The 21,546-nt window shown below is 71.4% G+C and carries 18 protein-coding genes; 9 read left to right on the top strand and 9 right to left on the bottom strand.

Features of this window, described 5'->3' with window-relative positions:
• Positions 1-153 precede the first annotated feature (153 nt).
• Together ACFVTC_RS34655 and dacB are read right to left on the bottom strand one after the other, a co-directional pair.
• The gene (locus ACFVTC_RS34655) at positions 154-1,284 is read right to left on the bottom strand and encodes a zinc-dependent metalloprotease (protein WP_390132436.1); all 1,131 of its coding nucleotides are present in this window, start codon (positions 1,282-1,284) and stop codon (positions 154-156) included.
• A gap of 150 nt (positions 1,285-1,434) precedes the next feature.
• Positions 1,435-3,048 (bottom strand): D-alanyl-D-alanine carboxypeptidase/D-alanyl-D-alanine-endopeptidase, encoded by a 1,614-nt coding sequence (gene dacB, locus ACFVTC_RS34650; RefSeq protein WP_390132435.1) that lies wholly within the window; start codon positions 3,046-3,048, stop codon positions 1,435-1,437.
• Positions 3,049-3,127: 79 nt separating this feature from the next.
• Here dacB and ACFVTC_RS34645 point away from each other — a divergent pair, with 79 nt between their 5' ends.
• The gene (locus tag ACFVTC_RS34645) at positions 3,128-3,619 is read left to right on the top strand and encodes an inorganic diphosphatase (RefSeq protein WP_148012437.1); all 492 of its coding nucleotides are present in this window, start codon (positions 3,128-3,130) and stop codon (positions 3,617-3,619) included.
• A 109-nt stretch (positions 3,620-3,728) separates the two neighbouring features.
• A complete protein-coding gene (locus ACFVTC_RS34640; protein ID WP_390132434.1) occupies positions 3,729-5,369 on the top strand; it encodes a threonine/serine exporter ThrE family protein in 1,641 nt (546 codons plus the stop codon).
• 37 nt (positions 5,370-5,406) lie between these two features.
• On the opposite strand, the gene ACFVTC_RS34635 is transcribed toward ACFVTC_RS34640, so the two are convergent.
• Positions 5,407-6,528 (bottom strand): DedA family protein, encoded by a 1,122-nt coding sequence (locus ACFVTC_RS34635; RefSeq protein ID WP_390132432.1) that lies wholly within the window; start codon positions 6,526-6,528, stop codon positions 5,407-5,409.
• A gap of 200 nt (positions 6,529-6,728) precedes the next feature.
• The gene (locus ACFVTC_RS34630) at positions 6,729-7,490 is read right to left on the bottom strand and encodes a MerR family transcriptional regulator (protein WP_390132431.1); all 762 of its coding nucleotides are present in this window, start codon (positions 7,488-7,490) and stop codon (positions 6,729-6,731) included.
• A gap of 120 nt (positions 7,491-7,610) precedes the next feature.
• Between ACFVTC_RS34630 and ACFVTC_RS34625 the strand changes: the two genes are divergently transcribed.
• Together ACFVTC_RS34625 and ACFVTC_RS34620 are read left to right on the top strand one after the other, a co-directional pair.
• Entirely contained in the window at positions 7,611-8,897 is a 1,287-nt protein-coding gene (locus tag ACFVTC_RS34625) for an ion channel protein (protein WP_390132430.1), read from the top strand.
• Between the two features lie 136 nt (positions 8,898-9,033).
• Complete coding sequence (locus ACFVTC_RS34620; protein WP_390132429.1) at positions 9,034-10,440, top strand: glutamate decarboxylase; 1,407 nt, start codon at positions 9,034-9,036, stop codon at positions 10,438-10,440.
• Between the two features lie 172 nt (positions 10,441-10,612).
• Here ACFVTC_RS34620 and ACFVTC_RS34615 read toward each other — a convergent pair whose 3' ends face one another.
• From ACFVTC_RS34615 to ACFVTC_RS34605, 3 genes are all read right to left on the bottom strand, one after another.
• Entirely contained in the window at positions 10,613-11,254 is a 642-nt protein-coding gene (locus ACFVTC_RS34615; RefSeq protein WP_390132427.1) for a PadR family transcriptional regulator, read from the bottom strand.
• 190 nt (positions 11,255-11,444) lie between these two features.
• Complete coding sequence (locus ACFVTC_RS34610) at positions 11,445-12,905, bottom strand: aldehyde dehydrogenase family protein (RefSeq protein ID WP_390132426.1); 1,461 nt, start codon at positions 12,903-12,905, stop codon at positions 11,445-11,447.
• A 184-nt stretch (positions 12,906-13,089) separates the two neighbouring features.
• The gene (locus tag ACFVTC_RS34605) at positions 13,090-13,914 is read right to left on the bottom strand and encodes a helix-turn-helix domain-containing protein (protein ID WP_390132528.1); all 825 of its coding nucleotides are present in this window, start codon (positions 13,912-13,914) and stop codon (positions 13,090-13,092) included.
• Positions 13,915-14,272: 358 nt separating this feature from the next.
• Between ACFVTC_RS34605 and ACFVTC_RS34600 the strand changes: the two genes are divergently transcribed.
• Entirely contained in the window at positions 14,273-14,779 is a 507-nt protein-coding gene (locus ACFVTC_RS34600; protein WP_390132425.1) for an ATP-binding protein, read from the top strand.
• Positions 14,780-14,893: 114 nt separating this feature from the next.
• Here ACFVTC_RS34600 and ACFVTC_RS34595 read toward each other — a convergent pair whose 3' ends face one another.
• Positions 14,894-15,154: a DUF397 domain-containing protein gene (locus ACFVTC_RS34595; protein WP_168529301.1), complete on the bottom strand. Its 261-nt coding sequence runs from the start codon at positions 15,152-15,154 to the stop codon at positions 14,894-14,896.
• A gap of 1,205 nt (positions 15,155-16,359) precedes the next feature.
• On the opposite strand from ACFVTC_RS34595, the gene ACFVTC_RS34590 reads away from it, so the two are divergent.
• The gene (locus ACFVTC_RS34590; RefSeq protein WP_390132526.1) at positions 16,360-16,848 is read left to right on the top strand and encodes a hypothetical protein; all 489 of its coding nucleotides are present in this window, start codon (positions 16,360-16,362) and stop codon (positions 16,846-16,848) included.
• Positions 16,849-17,086: 238 nt separating this feature from the next.
• Positions 17,087-17,626 carry a DUF4232 domain-containing protein gene (locus ACFVTC_RS34585; protein WP_390132424.1) on the top strand — a complete coding sequence of 180 codons (540 nt, stop codon included), beginning with the start codon at positions 17,087-17,089 and terminating at the stop codon, positions 17,624-17,626.
• A 36-nt stretch (positions 17,627-17,662) separates the two neighbouring features.
• Here ACFVTC_RS34585 and ACFVTC_RS34580 read toward each other — a convergent pair whose 3' ends face one another.
• The gene (locus ACFVTC_RS34580) at positions 17,663-18,778 is read right to left on the bottom strand and encodes a DUF2786 domain-containing protein (RefSeq protein ID WP_390132422.1); all 1,116 of its coding nucleotides are present in this window, start codon (positions 18,776-18,778) and stop codon (positions 17,663-17,665) included.
• Positions 18,779-19,014: 236 nt separating this feature from the next.
• Here ACFVTC_RS34580 and ACFVTC_RS34575 point away from each other — a divergent pair, with 236 nt between their 5' ends.
• Both ACFVTC_RS34575 and ACFVTC_RS34570 read left to right on the top strand, forming a co-directional pair.
• A complete protein-coding gene (locus ACFVTC_RS34575; RefSeq protein WP_390132421.1) occupies positions 19,015-19,737 on the top strand; it encodes a Clp protease N-terminal domain-containing protein in 723 nt (240 codons plus the stop codon).
• Between the two features lie 104 nt (positions 19,738-19,841).
• A complete protein-coding gene (locus ACFVTC_RS34570) occupies positions 19,842-21,533 on the top strand; it encodes a bifunctional 3'-5' exonuclease/DNA polymerase (RefSeq protein ID WP_390132420.1) in 1,692 nt (563 codons plus the stop codon).
• Positions 21,534-21,546: the final 13 nt, after the last annotated feature.

The following is a 21,546-nucleotide window of genomic DNA, read 5'->3' as shown; positions in this document are numbered from 1 at the left end:
GTTTCGGTCACTCAGAGTGTGTCGATGGTGACAGAAACAGGCCGTTCCCCGAGCATTGCACGCCTACGCATGGCCCACGGTCCCTCGGACGGGTGATTGGAGGGGCGTTCACCTGCCGTCGGCCGGATTCGTTTCACGACCTTGCCGTAGGGTTCACGACTCCGTCTTGCGGTGCACCCGCGCGACCCAGTCCGCCGGTTTGGCGATCTCCGTCTTCGTCGGGAGCGTGTTCGGGGATGTCCACACGCGGTTGAACCCGTCCATGCCCACCTCTCCGACGACCGCGCGCACGAACCGTTCGCCGTCCCTGTACTGCTTCAGTTTGGCGTCCAGACCCAGCAGCTTGCGCAGGGCGAGGTCCAGGCGCGAGGCACCCTTGGCGCGGCGCTGCTGGAACTTCTCACGGATCTCCCCGACGGAGGCGACCACGTCCGGGCCCACGCCGTCCATGACGAAGTCCGCGTGCCCCTCCAGGAGCGACATCACGGCCGTCAGCCGGGCCAGGATCTCCCGCTGGGCGGGGGTCTGCACGATCTCGACCAGTGAGCGGCCCTCGTCCTCCTCGCCCTCGGGCCGCCCACCCGCGAGCGACTGCGCCGCCTCCCTGATGCGCTCCAGGACCGTCATGGGGTCGACCTCGGTCTCCGCCAAGAAAGACTGGATTTCGCCCTCAAGGTGGTCCCGCAGCCAGGGAACGGCCGAGAACTGGGTGCGGTGGGTCTCCTCGTGCAGACACACCCAGAGGCGGAAGTCGTGGGGCTCCACGTCGAGTTCGCGCTCCACGTGGACGATGTTCGGCGCGACGAGCAGGAGCCTGCCGCCGCCGTTCTCCCCTGCGGGCAGCTCGCGGGTCGCGGGGGCGAAGGTCTCGTACTGGCCGAGGACCCGCGACGACAGGAACGACAGCAGCATGCCCAGCTCCACGCCGGTCACCTTGCCGCCGACGGCGCCGAGGACGGCTCCTCCCGGGCCGCTCCCCCGGCGTTCCTGCATCTTGTCCAGCAGGGGCTTGAGGACCTCCCGGAACCCGGCGACGTTCGCCCGCACCCAGCCGGGGCGGTCGACCACGAGTACGGGGGTGTCGTGGGTGTCCTCCGTGCCCATCCGCGTGAAGCCCCGGACGTGCGCCTCCGAGGCCTTCGCGTGCCGGCGCAGCTCCGCGACGACCTCCCGGGCCTCGTCGCGGCTCACGTCGGGGCCGGGCCGCACGAGCCGTGTCGCGGTCGCCACCGCCAGATTCCAGTCGACCATCCCAGTAGATGCAGCACCACCGATGCTCGTCATGCGTCAACCGTACGTGAGGGGATCGGGCTGCGGTTAGGGGTACGGCGCCGGATGAGTCCCCCGCCCAGGACTGCCGGGGCTCGTGTGGCGGCGGGGACGCGGGACCCGTCGGCGCGTCCGGCGGGGCGGGGAGGGACGCTCGGGCACGGCCTAACGGCAGCCGCAGCCCGCCAGTGCCGAGGCCGTGTCGTCGAGGGCCGACTGGGCCGCCATCGGGTCGGAGGTGCCGGAGGCCAGGAAGGCGAAGGCCAGCAGTCGGCCGTCCGCGTCGACGACCGTGCCCGCCAGGGTGTTCACCCCGGTCAGGGTGCCGGTCTTGGCGCGTACGACGCCGGGGCCGGAGGAGTCGTCGGTGTAGCGGTCGCTGAGGGTGCCCGTGAAGCCCGCTACCGGGAGGCCGGTCAGGACCGGGCGGAGCTCGGGGCGGGCGGGGTCGCCGGCCTGCACCAGGAGGGCGGTGAGCAGGTCAGCCGTCAGCCGGTCGTCGCGGTTGAGGCCGCTGCCGTCCGTGAAGTGGGCCCCGGCCAGCGGGAGTCCGAGCTTCCGCAGCTGCGCGTCGATCGCCCCGGCGCCGCCGCCGAAGCTCGGCTTCCGTCCCGTGACGACGGCGACCTGACGCGCCATGGCCTCCGCGATGTCGTTGTCGCTGTTCGTCAGCATCCGCTCCACGAGGGCGGACAGGGGTGGCGAGGAGACCGAGGCGAGGGCCTGTGAGCCGCTGGTGGCTCTCGACGGGCCGGGTGACGTGGTGTCGATGCCCTTGGCCCGCAGCAGGTCCGCGAACGTGCCGGCGGCGTCCGCCGCCGGGTCCGCGGTGCGTGCGGCCGGGCCGCTGGTGGAGGCGTCGGTACGGCCCTCGTCGGCCGTCAGGGCGCTGACCGGCGCGAGGTTGGGGTTGGGGCCGATGGGGTGCACGGCGGGACCGGAGTAGAGCGAGGTGTCGTACGAGAGCGTCACCTCGTCCAGGTGACGTGCCTTCAGCGCTTTCGCCGTGTCGTCGGCGAGGGTGCGCAGGCTCGCCCACTCCCCGGCGTCCTTGCGGGCGGTCAGTGTCGGGTCGCCGCCGCCGACGAGGACGACCTCCTTGGTGCCGGGCTCCAGCACCGTGCGGGTCACGAGGCGGTGGTCGGCGCCCGCGGCGGAGAGCACGGCGACCGCGGTGGCGATCTTGGTCGTGGAGGCCGGGGTCTGGGCGGTGCCGGCCTCCTTGCCGTACAGCCGTCCGCCGGTCGCCACGTCGACGACCACGGCCGTGCGCCGGGTACCGAGCGCGGGTACGCCCAGGAGCCGGTCGAGGGCGGTCGCGAGGGCCTTCCCGTCCGGCGCGGGCGCCGCGGACGTGGCGCTGCCGAGGCCGGTGAGCACGGACGCGGCACTGGGCGCGGGCGCCGGCGACGTAGGGGACGTATCGGCGTTCCGCCCGTGATCTGCGCCACCCTGCCGGTCCCGCGATGCGGCCCAGTCGCGCTCCGCCGTACGCTGGCCGGTGGAGTCCCAGGGACCGGCCACGGTCACCGCCCCGACCGCGAGCGCCAGGCCCGCGGTGGCGGCCACGGCCGTGAGCTGCGGGGTCGTGATCCTCCCGGAGCGCGGCCGCACGGCTTGAGCGACCCGCACCAGCCGCGGCCGTACGGACTGCGCAGCCCGCCTCACCCGCGGTCGCGCGGCTCGGACGACCCGCGTCACGCGAGGCTGAACGGCCCGCGCGACCCGCACCACATGCGGTCTCGCGGCCCGCCAAGCCCTCAGCTCTGGCACGACCACCAGCCCCTTTCGCGATCACACACCTGCGTGAGGGACACTTAACCACCAGAACTATGTGTTGATCATGGAGGAGCCACCGGTGGAGTTCGACGTCACGATCGAGATTCCGAAGGGTTCGCGGAACAAGTACGAGGTGGACCACGAGACCGGTCGGATCCGCCTGGACCGTCGACTCTTCACCTCGACCAGCTACCCGGCCGACTACGGCTTCGTCGAGAACACCCTCGGCGAGGACGGCGACCCGCTGGACGCGCTGGTCATCCTGGACGAGCCGACCTTCCCGGGCTGCCTCATCCAGTGCCGCACGATCGGCATGTTCCGTATGACGGACGAGGCCGGCGGCGACGACAAGCTGCTGTGCGTCCCGGCGCACGACCCGCGGGTGGAGCACCTGCGCGACATCCACCACGTGTCGGAGTTCGACCGCCTGGAGATCCAGCACTTCTTCGAGGTCTACAAGGACCTGGAGCCCGGCAAGTCCGTCGAGGGCGCCAACTGGGTGGGCCGCACGGAGGCCGAGGCCGAGATCGAGCGTTCCTACAAGCGATTCAAGGAGCAGGGCGGTCACTGATCCCTCCTGAGTTCCGCGGGCCGCGCCACCCCTGCCGGGGTGGCGCGGCCCGTTCGTGTATCAGTGCGCATACTGGGGCGTACTGGACCTGAGCAGTCGGGAGCAGTGGGTGACGGAAGCGGAGGACCGCAAACCGCAGTCGGACGAGGCGAGGAGTGCCTTCGTCCAGCCGGACGGCGTGGCGCAGGCGGTCGAGGACGAGTCGGGGACCACGTCGGAGTTCGCGATCCCCAAGGGGATGGCGCCGCCGGAGCCGGCGGCCGCGGATTCCGAGGGGTCGGCGTTCAGCACGCCGCGCACCTACAGCGCGCGGCACGCCCCGCCGGCCTTCACACCGGCGACGGGCGTCCCGGTCGTCAGTCTGACCAAGGACGTGCCCTGGCAGGACCGGATGCGCACGATGCTGCGCATGCCCGTGGCCGAGCGCCCGGCACCCGAGCCGGTGCACAAGGAGGACGATGCGGGACCCGCCGTCCCGCGCGTGCTCGACCTGACGCTGCGTATCGGCGAGCTGCTGCTCGCGGGCGGCGAGGGCGCCGAGGACGTGGAGGCGGCCATGTTCGCCGTCTGCCGCTCCTACGGCCTGGACCGCTGCGAGCCGAACGTCACCTTCACGCTGCTGTCGATCTCGCACCAGCCGTCCCTGGTGGACGATCCCGTGACGGCTTCGCGGACGGTACGCCGCAGGGGCACCGACTACACACGCCTGGCGGCCGTCTACCGGCTCGTCGACGACCTGAGCGACACCGAGACCGGGATCTCCCTGGAGGACGCCTACCGGCGGCTCGCCGAGATGCGGCGCAACCGGCACCCGTATCCCGGCTGGGTGCTGACCGGCTCCAGCGGGCTGCTCGCGGGCGCGGCCTCGGTGCTCGTGGGCGGTGACGCCGTGGTGTTCGTCGCCGCGGCGCTGGGCGCGATGCTCGGCGACCGGCTCGCGTGGCTGTGCGCCGGGCGCGGACTGCCGGAGTTCTACCAGTTCACGGTGGCCGCGATGCCGCCGGCCGCGATCGGGGTCGCGCTCCAGCTCGCGCACGTCGACGTGAAGGCGTCCGCGGTGATCACCGGTGGGCTCTTCGCGCTGCTGCCCGGACGGGCGCTCGTCGCGGGCGTGCAGGACGGGCTGACAGGCTTCTACATCACCGCGTCCGCGCGCCTGCTGGAGGTCATGTACCTCTTCGTGGGCATCGTCGTCGGTGTCCTGCTGGTGCTGTATTTCGGCGTGAAGTTCGACGCCCAGCTCAACCCGGACCAGGCCCTGAGCATCTCCGAGCGGCCCCTGGTGCAGATCGCCGCGTCCATGCTGCTGTCGCTGACCTTCGCGGTCCTGCTCCAGCAGGAGCGGTCCACCGTCCTCGCGGTGACCCTCAACGGCGGGGTGGCCTGGTCGGTGTACGGGGCGATGCACTACCCGGGCGGCATCTCACCGGTCGCCTCGACGGCCGTCGCGGCGGGCCTGGTGGGTCTCTTCGGGCAGCTTCTGTCCCGCTACCGCTTCGCCTCCGCGCTGCCGTACACGACCGCCGCGATCGGGCCCCTGCTGCCGGGTTCGGCCACCTACTTCGGGCTGCTGTCCATCGCCCAGAACAACGTGGACAAGGGGCTGGTCTCCCTCACCAAGGCCGCCGCGCTCGCGATGGCCATCGCGATCGGGGTGAACCTGGGGTCGGAGATCTCCCGGCTGTTCCTGCGGGTGCCCGGCGGCTCCGCCGCGGGGCGGCGGGCCGCCAAGCGGACCAGGGGCTTCTGAGCCCCCCACGCCCCTCCCAGGGCGCGGCCCGCCGTGTTCAGCCCTGGGGGTAGCCCTGGTGGTACGGGTTCTGCTGCGCGTCGTACGGCTGCTGCGGGTAGCCCTGGGGGTACTGCTGGGGCTGGTGGTTCTGGTCGTGGCCGTGGTCCTGGCCGTAGCTCTGGTCGCCGTGCCGGTCGTGGCCCTGGTAGTAACCCTGGTCCTGGTCGCCGTACGGCTGCTGGGGCTGCTGGGGCTGCTGGGGCTGCTGCCGCGGGTATCCCTGGCCCTGCTGGTACGGGTCCTGCTGCTGGGGGTACCCCTGGCCCTGGGCGTACTGGTCCTGCTGGTGGCTGCCCGGCCGGCGGCGGCCCTGCTGGTACGGGTCCTGCTGCTGGTAGGGGTCCTGCTGCTGGTAAGGGTCCTGCTGGTAGGGGCCCTGGCCCTGCGGCGGCTGCTGCATGCGCAGCGGGCGCGTGGCGTCGTCCATGACGGGGGCCATGGGCTGCTGCTGGTACGCGGCCGGGCCCTGGGGGGCCTGCGGCTGCGGCGGGTTCTTCCGGGCCTTGGAGCGCGCCCGCAGGAACTCGATGGCGATCGGGACCACCGAGACGAGGACGATCAGGATCAGGATCGCCTCGATGTTGTTCTTGACGAGGGCGATGTTGCCGAGCCAGGAGCCGAGCAGGGTGACGCCCGCGCCCCACAGGACGCCGCCGATGATGTTGAACGTGATGAAGGAGCGGTACCGCATGCCGCTGACGCCCGCGATGATCGGCGTGAACGTCCGCACGATCGGCACGAAGCGGGCCAGGACCAGGGACTTGGGGCCGTACTTCTCGAAGAACTCGTGGGCTTTGACCACGTTCTCCTGCTTGAAGAGGCGGGAGTCCGGTCGACTGAAGAGCGAGGGGCCGACCTTCTTGCCGAAGAGGTAGCCCGCCTGGTCGCCGAGGATCGCGGCGACGCAGATCAGGGCGACGGCACCCCACAACGGGAAGTCCAGCTGGTGCGACGTGATCAGCAGACCGCAGGTGAACAGCAGCGAGTCGCCCGGCAGGAAGAAGCCGATGAGCAGGCCGGACTCGGCGAAGACGATGAGAAGGAGGCCCCAGATTCCGAAGTTGTCCAGAAGCGTGTTCGGATCCATCCAGCTTGGACCGAGGGCGAGCTGCATCACGGTTCCGGGCTCCTGAGGGGTGAAGGAAGAAACGGCGTCCTGGTACGGCGGGCCAAAGCTATCAACGCATGGTGTCCACGCCAGGTTCCACGGATGTCCCCAGCATGCACTGTGGTCCCCCTGGCACAAAGCCGTGAACAACGGGCCCCGGAGGACCGGGAGAACACCGGCGCCGCCGGGGACCCGCGGGACAGGCGCCGTCAGCCGCCGTGCCGGGTGGCGTTCGCCGCGATCGCCTCCTTCAGGTGCTCGGCGAGCCCCGGGCGCATGGAGTCGTAGAACTCCTTGAACCGCTCGTCGGCCACGTACATCTCGCCGAGCCCCCGATGCGTCTCGTACGAGCAGGCGTAGAACCACCGGGTGATGTGGAGCCGGTGCTCCTCGGCCATGTCCATGGCGCGCCCGCCCGCCGCGGGCTCACCGGCCTCCATGAGGGCGTCGTAGCGCTCGCCCCAGGAAGCCACCTCGGCCTGCATGCGCTTCCAGTCGTCCTTGGTGTAGCGGGCGGCGCGGCGCTGCGACTCGGCGTACGCCTCGGTGCCTCCCCAGCGCTGCTCGGCCTCCTCGGCGTGTGCTTCGGGATCCTTGTCCCCGAAGACCTCGAACTTCTCCTCGGGCGTGAGGTTGATGCCCATCGTGCGTGCCTCCATGGCGTGTTCCACGGCCGCGGCCATCTTCTGCAGTTTCTCGATCCGGGCGGTCAGCAGCTCGTGCTGGCGGCGCAGATGCGCGCGCGGGTCCGCCTCCGGGTCGTCGAGCAGGGCGGCGACCTCGTCGAGGGGAAAGCCGAGCTCCCGGTAGAACAGGATCTGCTGCAGCCGGTCGAGGTCGGTGTCGCCGTAGCGCCGGTGACCCGCGTGGCTGCGCCCGCTCGGCACGAGCAGGCCGATCTCGTCGTAGTGGTGCAGGGTGCGCACCGTGACCCCGGCGAACCCGGCGACCTCGCCCACCGAATAGCTCAATTCCGCTCCTTCCTCCGTAGGCCCTTCAGCCTGGCCCCTGACGTCACGTGAGGTGCAAGCGCGGATTCGTGCGGCGCCGCCCCGGATGTGATGTCCGGTTTGCCCGCTTAGGGTGACCGCGTGACCCACGACGCGGCCCGGCAGGCACATGCCTCCGCCCCGGCGACCCCCGCGCGGGCGCTGCTGCCGCTGATCGTCCCGGCACTCGTCGTCGGTGTCGCGGCCAGCCTTCTGTTCCTGGGGGTGAGCGCGCTCGCGGAGAAACTTCAGGGGGTGCTGTGGAACGGCCTCCCCGAGTCGCTGGGGGTCGGCCGGTACTCCGTGGTCTGGATGCTCGTCGTCCTCACCGCGACGGGTGTACTGGTCGGTCTGGTGGTGTGGAAGGTCCCGGGTCACGCGGGCCCCGACCCCGCGACCCTCGGGCTCTCGGCGCCCCCGGTGGCGCCCGCCGTGCTGCCGGGCCTGCTGGTGGCGACCGCGCTGATGCTGGCCGGCGGTCCGAGCCTGGGGCCGGAGAACCCGATCATCGCCACCAACATCGCCCTCGCGTTCTGGCTGGGTCGCAGGTTCGCGCCGGGGCTGTCCGGCGGTCTGTGGGCGGTGCTGGCCGAGGCGGCGACGCTCGGTGCGCTGTTCGGGACGCCGGTGGCGGCGGCACTGGTCATCTCCGAGGCGTTCGCCGGACAGCGGCTGGAGGGCAAGCTGTGGGACAACCTGTTCGCGCCGTTGACCGCCGCCGCCACGGGTGCCACGACGACCGCCCTGGTGGCCCATCCGGCCTTCGACCTCCATCTGCCCCCGCTCGGACCGCCCGACGGTGGCAACGTCCTGGCCGCGCTCGTGATCGCCTCCGCGGCGGCGCTGCTCGGCATGGCGGCGGTCTACGCCTTCCCGTACGTCCATGGCGCCTTCTCCCGGCTCGGGCACCCCATGCTGGCGCTCCCGCTCGGCGGGCTCGTCCTCGGCCTGCTGGGCGCCCTGGGCGGGCATCTGACGTTGTTCAAGGGGCTGGACGAGGTCGGCGAGCTGGCCGGGAACCCCGAGGGCTGGTCGGCCGGGCAGTTCGCCACGATGACGGTGGTGAAGCTCGCCGCCCTGGTCGTCGCCGCGTCCTGCGGGTTCCGGGGCGGCCGGATCTTCCCGGCCGTCTTCATCGGCTCCTCCTTCGGCCTGTTCGCCCACGCGCTCGTCCCGGCGGTCCCGGCCGCCCTCGGCGTGGCCGCGGGGGTGCTGGGCATGCTCCTCGCGATCACCCGGCAGGGCTGGCTGAGCCTGTTCACGGCGGCCGTCCTGGTCGCCTCTCCCACGATCCTCGCCCTGCTGTGCATCGCGACCCTGCCGGCCTGGCTGCTGGTGACCGGCAGACCGCAGATGCAGCTCCACCAGGACGGAACCGCCGTTCGTTGACCCCACAGGACCTCATAGGACCCCACAGGACCCCACGGGACCCCTTCGGACCCCACAGGCCCCGCCCACAGACCGTCACCTTCCCCCCGGCCCCCCGCCCCTCCGGCCCCGACCCTCCGACGCGATGGGAGAGCTCATGCCGCTCCACAAAGGCCCCGAGAAGCCCGACGAGCGACCGATGTCAGTCAACCCCTTCTTCGGCGACGCGAATCCGCTCGGCGACATGACCGAGGCCCCGCCCAAGCACCGGCTCCCGGACCGGCCCCTGACACCCACGATCGCGTACCAACTGGTCCACGACGAACTGATGCTGGACGGCAACGCCCGGCTCAATCTCGCCACCTTCGTCACCACCTGGATGGAGCCGCAGGCCGGGGTGCTGATGGCGGAGTGCCTCGACAAGAACATGATCGACAAGGACGAGTACCCGCGCACCGCCGAGCTGGAGCGACGCTGCGTGGCCATGCTCGCGGACCTGTGGAACGCGCCCGATCCCGGGGCCGTGGTGGGCTGTTCCACGACCGGCTCGAGCGAGGCCTGCATGCTCGCGGGGATGGCGCTGAAGCGGCGCTGGACACAGCGGAACGCGGACCGCTACCCGGGCGCGCGCCCCAACCTGGTCATGGGCGTGAACGTCCAGGTCTGCTGGGAGAAGTTCTGCAACTTCTGGGAGGTCGAGGCCCGTCAAGTCCCCATGGAGGGCGACCGGTTCCACCTCGACCCGCAGGCGGCGGCCGAGCTGTGCGACGAGAACACCATCGGGGTCGTCGGGATCCTCGGCTCCACCTTCGACGGGTCCTACGAGCCGATCGCGGACCTCTGCGCGGCCCTCGACCGGCTCCAGGAGCGTACGGGCCTGGACATCCCCGTCCATGTCGACGGCGCGTCCGGCGGCATGATCGCCCCCTTCCTGGACCCGGAGCTGGTCTGGGACTTCCGGCTGCCGCGGGTGTCGTCGATCAACACCTCGGGGCACAAGTACGGGCTCGTCTACCCGGGCGTCGGATGGGCGCTGTGGCGGTCTGCGGCCGAACTGCCGGAGGAGCTCGTCTTCCGGGTCAACTACCTGGGCGGGGACATGCCGACCTTCGCGCTCAACTTCTCCCGGCCGGGCGCACAGGTCGCGGCGCAGTACTACACCTTCCTGCGGCTGGGCCGGGAGGGCTACCGGGCCGTCCAGCAGACGACCCGGGACCTGGCCCGCGGGCTCGCCGGACGGATCGAGGCGCTGGAGGACTTCCGCCTGATCACCCGGGGCGACCAGCTGCCCGTCTTCGCCTTCACGACGGCGCCCCATGTGAGCGCGTACGACGTCTTCGACGTGTCCCGGCGCATGCGGGAGAACGGCTGGCTGGTGCCCGCGTACACCTTCCCGGCCAACCGGGAGGACCTGTCCGTGCTGCGTGTGGTGTGCCGCAACGGCTTCTCGGCGGACCTCGCCGACCTCTTCCTGGAGGACCTGGACCGGCTGGTGCCCCAGCTGCGCCGCCAGCCGCATCCGTGGACCAAGGACAAGCAGCGGGCGACCGGCTTCCACCACTGACGGCGGAGCCGCGCGCGGTTCCTGTCCCCGGGGACTCCGGCCGGACGTGAACCACCCGGCGCAGGCCCGCGCCTCCGGCCCGTCCGGCGTTTGAGGACGAGCCCTTGGGACGGTGCGGGGGTCCAGGGCGCGGTAGCCCCTCGGCGGGGAGCTGGGGCGGGGCCCCAGCTCCCTAGGTCCGGTCGCCGGGGTGCGCGGCCCCCGTCGCGTACGGGTTCTCCTCGCCCTCCCCCAGCACGCCGACGAAGGGTGGGCCCTCGCCGGCGAACGTGTACGCGCCGCCCTGGATCCGCTCGATGAGCCCCCGGGTCCATTCGGCTCCGGAGTCGGCGGAGTGCACCCAGAAGTTCATGATCTCGCCGATGTGGCCGAGCTGTCCGGGGCCGTCCTCGGGGATGTAGTACTCGGTGACGGACGTGCGCCACTCCTCGATGGCGCGCACCCGCTCCCGCAGGAGCCCGAGGACCTCCGCCCGGCCGAGGTCGACCATGAAGCCGAGCGCGGCCGAGAGGATGTCGGGTTTCTGGTCGTACGCGGTCAACGACCGGCGCAGCAGCGTGAGGTACTCCGCGGTGCCCGTGTCCGTGATCTCGTACTCGGTGCGTGGGGGGCCGCCCGCCGTGGACGGCGCGATCTCGTGGGCGCGCAGCAGTCCCTGTTTCGCCATCTGCTTGAGCGCGTGGTAGATCGAGCCGGGCTTGGCGTTGGACCACTCGTGCGCGCCCCAGTACTCGAGGTCGTTGCGCACCTGGTACCCGTGGGCCCGCCCGTGCTGGCGCACGGCCCCCAGCACCAGGAGACGGATCGCTGACATGCGGCCAAGGTTATGACCCGGCCGTCGGCCCGCCGACGGACGGGCCTCCGGCCGGCCACCTGCTCCCGGGCCACCGGGCCGAAGGCGTTCGCGCCGTCAGGGGACTCCGCCGGTTCAGGACTCCGTGCGGCCGATGTCCCAGCTGCGCGAGGTGGGCGCGTCGGGATCCGAGCGGCAGAGGACGCGCCGCTCAGAACGGGAAGCGACTCCGCCCGTGCTGTACCGAGATCCACTTCTGGGTAGTGAACGCCTCGACCGTCGCCTCGCCGTTGAGGCGGCCGATGCCCGAGTGCTTCTCGCCGCCGAAGGCGACCGGTGGCTCGTCGTGCACGGTGCCGTCGTTGACGTGGAACATGCCGGTGTCGATCTGCTTGGCGAAGGAGACTCCGCGCTCGACGTCGGCGGTGTGGACGGCGCCGCTGAGCCCGTACGGGGTGTCGTTGACGATGCGTACGGCCTCCTCCTCGCCGTCGAAGAGGACGAGGAGCGCGACGGGGCCGAAGATCTCCTGCCGGAGGATGGCGGAGTCGGACGGCAGGTCCGTCAGCACCGTCGGCTCGACCAGGTTGTCGGTGGTGGTGCCGTGGACGAGCGCGGTGGCGCCCTCGGCGATCGCCTGGTCGACGGCGCCCGTGATCGCGTCCGCCTGGGAGGAGTTGATGACCGGGCCGATGATCGTCCGCGGGTCGCTCGGGTCGCCCACCTTCAGCGTCCTGACCTTGGCGACGAACTTCTCGGTGAACTCGTCCGCGATCGAGCGGTCCACGAGTACGCGGTTGGCGGCCATGCAGACCTGGCCCTGGTGGACGTACCGGCTGAAGACCGCCGCGTCCACGGCGTAGTCGATGTCGGCGTCGTCCAGGACCACCAGCGCGCTGTTGCCGCCGAGTTCGAGGACCGCGTTCTTGAAGTGCGAGGCGCAGACGGTGGCGACGTGCCGGCCGACCTTGTCGGAGCCGGTGAAGGAGATGACCTTCGGGACGGGGTGCTCGATGAAGGCGTCGCCGATCTCCGCGATGTCGGTGATCACGACGTTGAGCAGGCCGCCGGGGAGCCCCGCGTCCTCGAAGATCTTGGCGACCAGCGAACCGCCGACGATCGGGGTGTTCTGGTGCGGCTTCAGGACGACGCCGTTGCCCAGCGCCAGGGCCGGTGCGACGGACTTCAGGGAGAGCAGGAAGGGGAAGTTGAAGGGGCTGATCACGCCGACGACACCGACGGGTACGCGGTAGACGCGGTTCTCCTTGCCGTCGATCGGCGAGGGAAGGATCCTGCCCTCGGGCCGCAGCGCCAGCTGGATCGACTCGCGCAGGAACTCCTTGGCGAGGTGGAGCTCGAAGCCGGCCTTGAGGTGGGTGCCGCCGAGCTCGGCGATGATCACCTCGGTGATCTCCGCCTCGCGTTCCTCGACGAGACGCAGGGCCTTCTCGAAGACGGCGCGGCGCGCGTAGGGATTGACCGCGGCCCATTCCTTCTGGGCGCGCTCGGCCGCGCGGTATGCCTCGTCGACCTCGTCCACCGTGGCTATGGTGATGGACGCCAGCTTCTCACCGTCGTACGGGTTGAAGTCGATGATGTCCCAGGAGCCGGTGCCCGGGCGCCACTCCCCGCCGATGTACTGCCTGGCCAGGTCGGTGAAGTAGGACGACATGTGCTCCCTCGATCCCCTTGCTGCCGAGGCAGACATTTTGAGTCTGAGTCGACAGACATCCGATCAACGTCTGATCAGACGTCATCGTACTTGTGGTCAAAGGGAGTTGGAGTGCCCTCGGAGCAGTACGTGAAGACTCCCCCGAGAGGGCGGGGAGGTGGCTGGGCGACGTCCGGGCGAGGGGTCAGGAGAGCTGGAGCAGTCCACGGAGCAGATCGCGGCTCTCGGACGGCCCGGGACTGTCCTGCTGCAGCTGCTTCAGCGCGCCCTCGTACTGGGTGACGTCCTCGCGTTTGTCCAGGTAGAGCGCGCTGGTGAGCTGCTCCAGATAGACGACGTCCGACAGGTCGGACTCGGGGAAGCTCAGGATCGTGAACGAGCCGCTCTCGCCGGAGTGGCCACCGAAGCTGAACGGCATCACCTGAAGGCGCACGTTGGGGCGCTCCGACACCTCGATCAGATGCTGGAGCTGGGCGCGCATCACCTCACGGTCGCCGTAGGGGCGGCGCAGCGCGGCCTCGTCGAGGACGATGTGGAACTCCGGGGACTTCTCGGAGACGAGGTATTTCTGCCGCTCCAGGCGCAACGCCACCCGGCGATCGATGTCGGCCGCGCTCGCGCCCTTCATACCGCGCGCGACGACCGCGTGGGCGTAGGACTCGGTCTGCAACAGGCCGTGCACGAACTGGACTTCGTACGACCGGATCAGATGGGCAGCGCCCTCCAGGCCGACGTAGGTCGGGAACCAGCTGGGCAGGACGTCCGAGTAACTGTGCCACCAGCCCGCGACGTTGGCCTCCTTGGCGAGGGACACCAGGGAGGTGCGCTCGGCCTCGTCGTTGATGCCGTACAACGTCAGCAGATCCTCGACGTCGCGCGTCTTGAAGCTCACCCGTCCCAACTCCATGCGGCTGATCTTCGATTCGGAGGCGCGGATCGAGTAGCCGGCCGCTTCCCTGGTGATTCCGCGCGCCTCCCGCAGGCGCCGCAGATGTGACCCGAGCAGCATGCGCCGCACCACAGAGCCGCTCGACTCACCAGCGCTCACGTTCGTCCGCCTCCCCAACCGTCTTCAGACGCCGAAGTCTGCCACTAAAACACTTCAAGCAGTACTCGTTCGATTACAGAAACGGAAAGCTTCCGAAGGCCTCCCACAGCAAAGGACCACGCGAGGGCCAACAAGAGGGAAGAAGGTGACAGAAGAAGTAACCAGAAAAGGGTGTAACAGCCTTCAATTCGGGCGCGTGCACGTGCATCTGCCCTTGCATCTGCTGTACGCATTCGGAACCATGGTCCCCGCGCCACCGCTGCATCGCAACGACCGCGAACACCCGGGAGTGCCTCGCATGGGGACGAATGGATCGACCATGCTCGAGCCCTTACGGCAGGGACTTCCGCCGCTCGATCCCGCGGCCGTGTCCAGCGCCGCTTCCTGCGCCCTGCCCCCACGCTACGAAGCAGTGCGAGAGGCCCGGAAGTTCACGCGCAGAACACTGGACCAGTGGGACATGGGCGACCGCTTCGACGACGTGTGCCTGGTGGTGTCCGAACTCGTGACGAACGCGCTGCGGCACGCTCTGCCCTCGGACACACCCCGCGCGGACGACCAGGGCGCGCCCGTGCGGCTGCACTTGATGCGGTGGACCTCACGTCTGGTGTGCGCGGTGCGCGACCCGAGTCACGAAAGCCCCGTGGCCGGCGACTCGGACGACTTCTCGGCGGAGTCGGGACGGGGCCTGTTCCTGGTCGACTCGTTCGCCGACAGCTGGGGCTGGCACCCGCTCGCGGGCACCCTCAGCGGCAAGGTCGTGTGGGCGCTGTTCCGGCTCCCGCCGCACGCCCCCGCCACGGCGTCACCGGCCCCGGCCGAATGAAGAACCGCGGCGCCTTTCGGCGCCGCGGTTCTACGCGCGTTACGCAACGCGATGTGACGACCGCACCGCGTTCACGGAACGCGGCCCCGTCGCTGCTCCGCCGGCATCCCGCCCTCAGCCCGCGATCAGGTGGTCGAACTCGCCGTCCTTGATGCCCAGGAGCATCGCCTCGATCTCGGCGCGGGTGTACACGAGCGCCGGCCCCTCGGGGAACCGCGAGTTCCGCACGGCCACGTCACCGCCCGGCAGCCTCGCGAACTCCACGCAGGATCCTTGAGAGTTGCTGTGCCTGCTCTTCTGCCAGGCCGCCCCGGTCAGCTCTGTCGCAGCCATGCCGTTGTACACGTCATCCACGTCGCACACGTCGTGGTCCACAGGTCGCTCCCCGGTCGTGCAGTGGCCGATGTGGCCATTGATGCAGTGGCCAACTGCCCCGGATCATAGCTCTGTTCATGTGCAGATGCATGAGCAGATGCACGTGCACGGGGGGTGGTCCCACGGTTACAGCTTTTACCGGCCTTTGACTACTGCCTGCTGTCCGCTCGGCTACGGCCTGCTGCCCGCCGGGCCGCCCACGGCCCGTCCTCTGCCCCGGAAGTCGCCCGACACACGACCTCCGGCCCCCGTGCATGTTCGTCCGCCCCGGCATCCGTACGGGTTCGCCCGGGTCGAATCCCTATGTACTGGGAAGAGACGCACGGCGAGCCTTTCGAGTTTCAACGTTCGGCTTCAACGTCCGGTTTTCAACCTCCGGCCGGTGATCCGGTCGGCGGCCGGAGCGGCGGTGCGGCGGCGGCGCGCTCTTCCCCCGCGTTCCCGCTCGCACACACCAGCAGCCTCTGGCACCCCTACAGTCGCACGGCCGCCCCTGCCGTCGCGGATCGCCCCGCCCCGGCGGAGGATCCTCCAGGGCAGGTCGGCGCCCCCGCGGTCGAGACGGACCGACAGGTTCGTCCACGCGACCTCACCGTGGTCCAGCACGTCGGCGCGCGGCGGGGCGGGTGTCCCGCGTCGGGACTCGTGGGCCACGGGGCGGTTCTCCGGGGCGCGATCACGGTCGTGCCGGAGCCACTTCCAGGCCATCGGGCCAGCCGGTCCGGCGGTCCGGCGCTCCGGCGCTCCGGCGCTCCGGCGCTCCGGCGCTCCGGCGCTCCGGCGGGTGTACTCGGCGTGGTGTCGGACGCCGCCGCGGTCGCGAACACCAGGAACACCGCGCACACCGGCGGCCCCCGCGGCCCCGGCGGTGCCTCCTCGTAGCGCCACTTGACGCGCTGCCCGCCCGGCCCGCGGTGACGTCCACCACCAGGGTGGGACGGGACCGTCCGCGCCAGGTCGAGCCGGGCCGGGTCGGGCCGGGCCAGGTCGGGCCGGGTCGGGTCGGGTCGGGCCGGGTCGGGCCGGGCGTCCAGAACATCCGTACGATCTCCGCACGACTCGCCCGAGGCGTTCACGCATGCTCCTGGTAGCTTGCTGCGGTCGTTCCGGCGACCCCAGCGACACCACCACCCTTGGGGGCTTCAGTGACATCGGCGACTTCGGCGATCCACCCGCGTCGGCGGGCTCGGACCGCGGCCACCGCCATGCTCGTGGCCGCGGGTCTGGCGGGCGCGCTCACGCTGACCGGCTGCAGCAGCGACGACTCCGGCCCCTCCGGCTCAGGTTCCGGTTCCGGTGCCACGGAGACGACCGCGAGCCCCGGCGGCTCCGGAACCGGCGGCACGGGCGGGGATTCGGGAACGCCGCCCACCGGCAAGACCGGGCTCGAGGGCAGTTGGCTGGCCACTACGGGCGGCAAGGCGGTGGCGCTGGTGATCACCGGGAAGCAGGCCGGGCTCTTCGCCACGGGCGGCACCGTGTGCAGCGGTACGGCCGGGGAGGAGGCGGGCATGCAGATGATCCACCTCACCTGTACGGACGGGAACAAGCAGCGCGCCACGGGCATGGTCGACTCCGTCAACGGCACGACGCTCAAGGTCACCTGGTCGGGCGGTCTCGGCAAGGAGTCGTACAACAAGGCCCAGGGCGGCAAACTGCCGTCGGGGCTGCCGACGGCGAACCTGGGGTCCTGACCCCCCGCCCGCCGCTCCCGCCTGCGCACTTGTGGTCCACGCCCCCGGACGGGACGCGGATCTCCCCGCGCTCCGCGGTCCCGCACCGGACGCCCGCCGGCCCGCCCCGCCCGACGTCCAGGTGATTCTCCGGGTGGCGGTCGCCCGGATGACGCGCCCGAGCGGGGGGTCGCGCGACACTCACCCCCCGGTCTGCGTGATGATCGGTGTGCACCGTCACGAACCCAGGGGGAAACCCATGCGCGCCCTTCCGATCGCCGTCGTCACCGCCGCGGCGGCCCTCATGCTGACCGCTTGCGACAGCGGCGGCGCCGACAAGAAGGATTCCGGCGGTTCCACGGCGACCGCGGCCTCCTCCACCGGCTGCCCGATCGACCGGATCGACTTCGAGGTCGGCCCCGCCAACACCGCCCCGGCGGCCGGGGACACCGGCAATGTGCCCGTCACGCTCACCAATCACGGCGCCAAGTGCACCCTCGACGGTTTCCCCGGCATCGAGGTGTCCGACAGCGCCCGGGGCACGGAGATCTTCGCGGACAAGTCGGCGAAGCCGCAGAAGCTGTCGCTGGCGAAGGACGGCACCGCCTCCTTCACGATCACCTACGTGCGCGGCAAGGCGGGCGACGCGAAGAGCCTCGCCGCGACCTCGCTGAAGATCAGCCTGCCCGGCGCCAAGGACGCCCAGCGCTTCAAGTGGTCGTACGGCCCCCTCGCGGGCAAGACCGGGGCGGACGACCTGAACGCATCCGTGAGCACCTTCCAGGCGGCCGGCGACTGAGCGATCCACCGCTCCCCGGGCACGCCGCCCGTCGTCTCATCGCAGCGGCGGCCGGGCCCTGACCTGGGCCCGGTCCGCCGCCGCGGCCCCTTCCTGCCACCCCGCCGCGTCGTCCACCCCGCGCAGCCGGGTGGTGACGGTGTCCGGGAACATCTGCTCCATGTGGTCGGTGACCGCCACCTCGCGGGCCGCCAGGACGGGCAGCAGTTCCCCCTCCGCAGACGCGACCTGCCCCTCGGCGGCCGTCGCGAGCCGGTCCCCGATGCGATGGGCGTACGCGGCGAGGAACGACTGCCGGAACGTCCTCGTACGTTTCCGCCCGCCCGCCCGCTGCGCCGCCTCCGCCTTCGTCATCGCGGCGGTGGCCTGCACGAGCAGCGAGGTGTAGAGGAGCTCGACCGCCTCCAGGTCGGGTTCGAAGCCGACGACGGTCGAGAAGGCGAGGGGCTCGTTCCACACGGCACGGCAGCGGTTCGCGCCGGCCGCCGCGTCGAGCAGTACCGCCTTGGCCGTCTCGTACGGCGGCTCGACACCTATGCGGCAGGCGCCGGGCGCGTCCTTGGCGTGCGTACGGGCGGCGAGCAGCGCCTCGTCGATGCTGTGCCGCGCCATCAGCTCCTGCGCCTTGGCGCTCAGCGCCTCCGCCTCCTCCGGGAAACCCGTCGCCTCGGCCTTGGCGAGCAGGGCGCGGATGCGGGTGAGCATCCGGGAGTCCTGCGGCGCGTCCTGCCGGGGCGGGTCCAACGGCTCGATGGCGGGCAGCCGCAGCAGCAGCCGGTACAGCTCCAGGACCGTGGTGGCGTGCGTGAAGCGGTCGGTTCGCGGCGGCTCGGCGTCCGCGTCCAGTTCATCGAGCTGAGCCGCCCAGCGCGGACCCCGGGGGGTCCGGTCCTCCCGCAGGATCAGGGCGGACACCAGGCGTACGTGTACGTCGTCCAGTTCACGCCGCACGAACCGTACGACGTCGGCGGGCTGCCAGCCGCGGCGCCAGGCGGCGGCGACGAACTCAGCGCCACGCAGGGCGAGTTCGGTGTCGGACGCGGGGTCGGCGGCGAGCAGCGAGGCGCCCGTGTCGAGGGCCGCGTCGGTCTCGGCGTAGAGGGCGGCCCCGAAGGCGCGCTCCACGGTGCTGGGCGTCGTACTGCTGCTCATCCTCCGATCGTGCCACGCGCTCCGGGGCCGTCCCCGGGGCAGGTGGCGCCGGGACTTCCTTCGAGCGGAAAAAGTATCCACACCCTGTGGACAGTTTTTCCGTGACGGTATCCACGGAGGTTCTCGCCTCGGAGATCTCCCCGAGGTTTCCCCATGCAGGTTTCCCGGCGGAGGTTTCCCGGCGGAGATGTCAACTTCGGGTTGACAGCCTCAGACTGTCAACTTACGGTTGACACATGACGACGAACCCACTCGGCACGCCATCCGTACGCCTCGACGACCTCATCGAGGCCATCAAGAAGGTCCACACCGACGCGCTCGACCAGCTCCAGGACGCGGTGATCGCCGCGGACCACCTCGGCGACGTCGCCGACCATCTGATCGGGCACTTCGTCGACCAGGCCCGGCGTTCGGGCGCGTCCTGGACGGACATCGGCAGGAGCATGGGGGTCACCCGGCAGGCGGCGCAGAAGCGGTTCGTCCCGAAGGCCGAGTCGGACCTCGACCCCAGCCAGGGCTTCGGCCGCTACACACCGCGCGCCCGGCACGTGGTCATGGCCGCGCACGCCGAGGCCAAGAGCTCGGGCAACGCCGAAGGACTCCCCGAGCACCTGGTCCTCGGTCTGCTCGCCGAGCCCGAGGGTCTCGCCGCGCTCGCGATCACCGCGCAGGGCGTGACCCCGGACGCGATCCGCGAGGCGGCGACCGCGGCGCTGCCGCCGGCCGCCGCCGAGGTCCCCGAGCTCGTCCCCTACGGCCCCGCCGCGAAGAAGGTCCTGGAACTCACCTTCCGTGAGGCCCTGCGCCTCGGCCACAACTACATCGGCACCGAACACATCCTCCTGGCCCTCCTGGAGCACGAGAACGGCCAGGGCGTGCTCAGCGGCGTCGGCGTCACCAAGCAGGCGACCGAGGCCCACATCGCCCGCGCGCTGGAGGACCTCACCAAGGCGCCGTGACCGGCCGGACGTCACGACGCCGTACCCGGCCGCACCGTCGCACCGCCCCGACCAGCCGCGTCGTCGCGACGGCGTTGTCAGACCCTCCTGCGAGACTCGGCATCATGAGCGACCGGTGGGCTGTCGGACCGGCCGAGGACGGCGGCGTGGAGCTCGCCCCCCTCGGACCTGACGGGCTGCCCGCGGGACCCGTGCGCCGGGAGGCCGATCTCGTCGAGGCCGTGCGCACCCGGCCCGAGGTGGTCCGGTGGGTGTGGCGGTCCACGGCCGGCGTCCACCCGCGCCTGCTCGCCGCCGGGGTGCGCGTGGAGCGGTGCTACGACATCGAGGCCGCCGAGAACCTGCTGCTCGGCCACGAGGGCCGGCTCGGCGAACCCCGCTCGGCGGCCGCCGCGCTGGCCAGGCTGCGCGGCGGGCCCGTGCCTCCGGACCCTCCGCAGCGCTCCGCCGAGCCCGGCTCGCAGTCGTCCCTCTTCGAGCCGCGCCCGGTCCACCTCCCCCTGGAGGACCTCATCGAGGTGTACGCGGACCAGCGGCGCCGCCACGCGGCCACCACCCACCCCGAGCGCATGCACCTGCTCACCACCGCCGAGTCGGCGGGCATGCTGGTGGCGGCGGAGATGAACGCGACGGGACTGCCCTGGCGCGCGGACGTCCACCGCGAGCTGCTGAACGAACTGCTCGGCGAGCGGTACGCGGGCGGTGGCGAGCCCCGCCGCCTCGCCGAGCTCACGGACGAGGTCTCGGCGGCCTTCGGCCGGCGGGTCAGACCCGACCTGCCCGCCGACGTCGTCAAAGCATTCGCGCAGGCCGGGATCAAGGTCGGGTCCACCCGGCGATGGGAGATCGAATCCGTCGACCATCCCGCCGTGGAACCCCTGCTCGCCCACAAGAAGCTGTACCGGATCTGGGTGGCCCACGGCTGGTCCTGGCTGCAGGACTGGGTGCGCGACGGACGCTTCCGGCCCGAGTACCTCCCGGGCGGCACGGTCACCGGACGCTGGGTGACCAACGGCGGGGGCGCGCTCCAGATCCCCAAGGTCATCCGCCGTGCCGTCGTCGCCGACCCCGGCTGGCGGCTCGTGGTGGCCGACGCCGACCAGATGGAGCCGCGGGTACTGGCCGCGATCTCCCGCGACCCCGGCCTGATGGAGGTCGCGGGCCGGGAGGGCGACCTCTACCAGGCGGTGTCGGACCGGGCCTTCGCGGGCGACCGCGCCCAGGCCAAGCTCGCCGTCCTCGGCGCGGTCTACGGGCAGACGTCGGGTGACGGCCTGAAGAACCTGGCCGCACTGCGCCGCCGCTTCCCCAAGGCGGTGGCATACGTGGACGACGCAGCCCGCGCGGGCGAGGAGGGCCGGCTCGTCCGGACATGGCTGGGCCGGACGAGCCCCCCGGCCGCCGGTTCCTCCGACCGGGCGTCCGAGGAGGCGGGTCTCCCCCAGGACGAGCCCGCCGAGGCGCCCGGCGACCAGGGCTGGGTGCCCGGATACGCCTCCTCCAACTCCCGGGCCCGCGGCCGCTTCGCTCGCAACTTCGTCGTCCAGGGCAGCGCCGCCGACTGGGCGCTGCTGCTGCTCGCCGCCCTCCGCCGCGCCTGCGCCGGCCTCGCCGCCGAGCTGGTCTTCTTCCAGCACGACGAGGTGATCGTGCACTGCCCGGCCGAGGAGGCGGACGTGGTCGTGGCGGCCGTCCGGGAGGCCGCGGAGCTGGCGGGCAGGCTGACGTTCGGCGAGACACCGGTCCGCTTCCCGTTCACGACCGCGGTGGTGGAGTGCTACGCGGACGCGAAATAGCCACGCCTCGCTG

Source organism: Streptomyces sp. NPDC057950 (assembly GCF_042887295.1).
GTDB classification, from domain to species: Bacteria; Actinomycetota; Actinomycetes; order Streptomycetales; family Streptomycetaceae; genus Streptomyces; species Streptomyces kaempferi.
The sequence above is the reverse complement of the archived record's forward strand: the minus strand, read 5'-3'. Positions and strand labels throughout refer to the sequence as shown.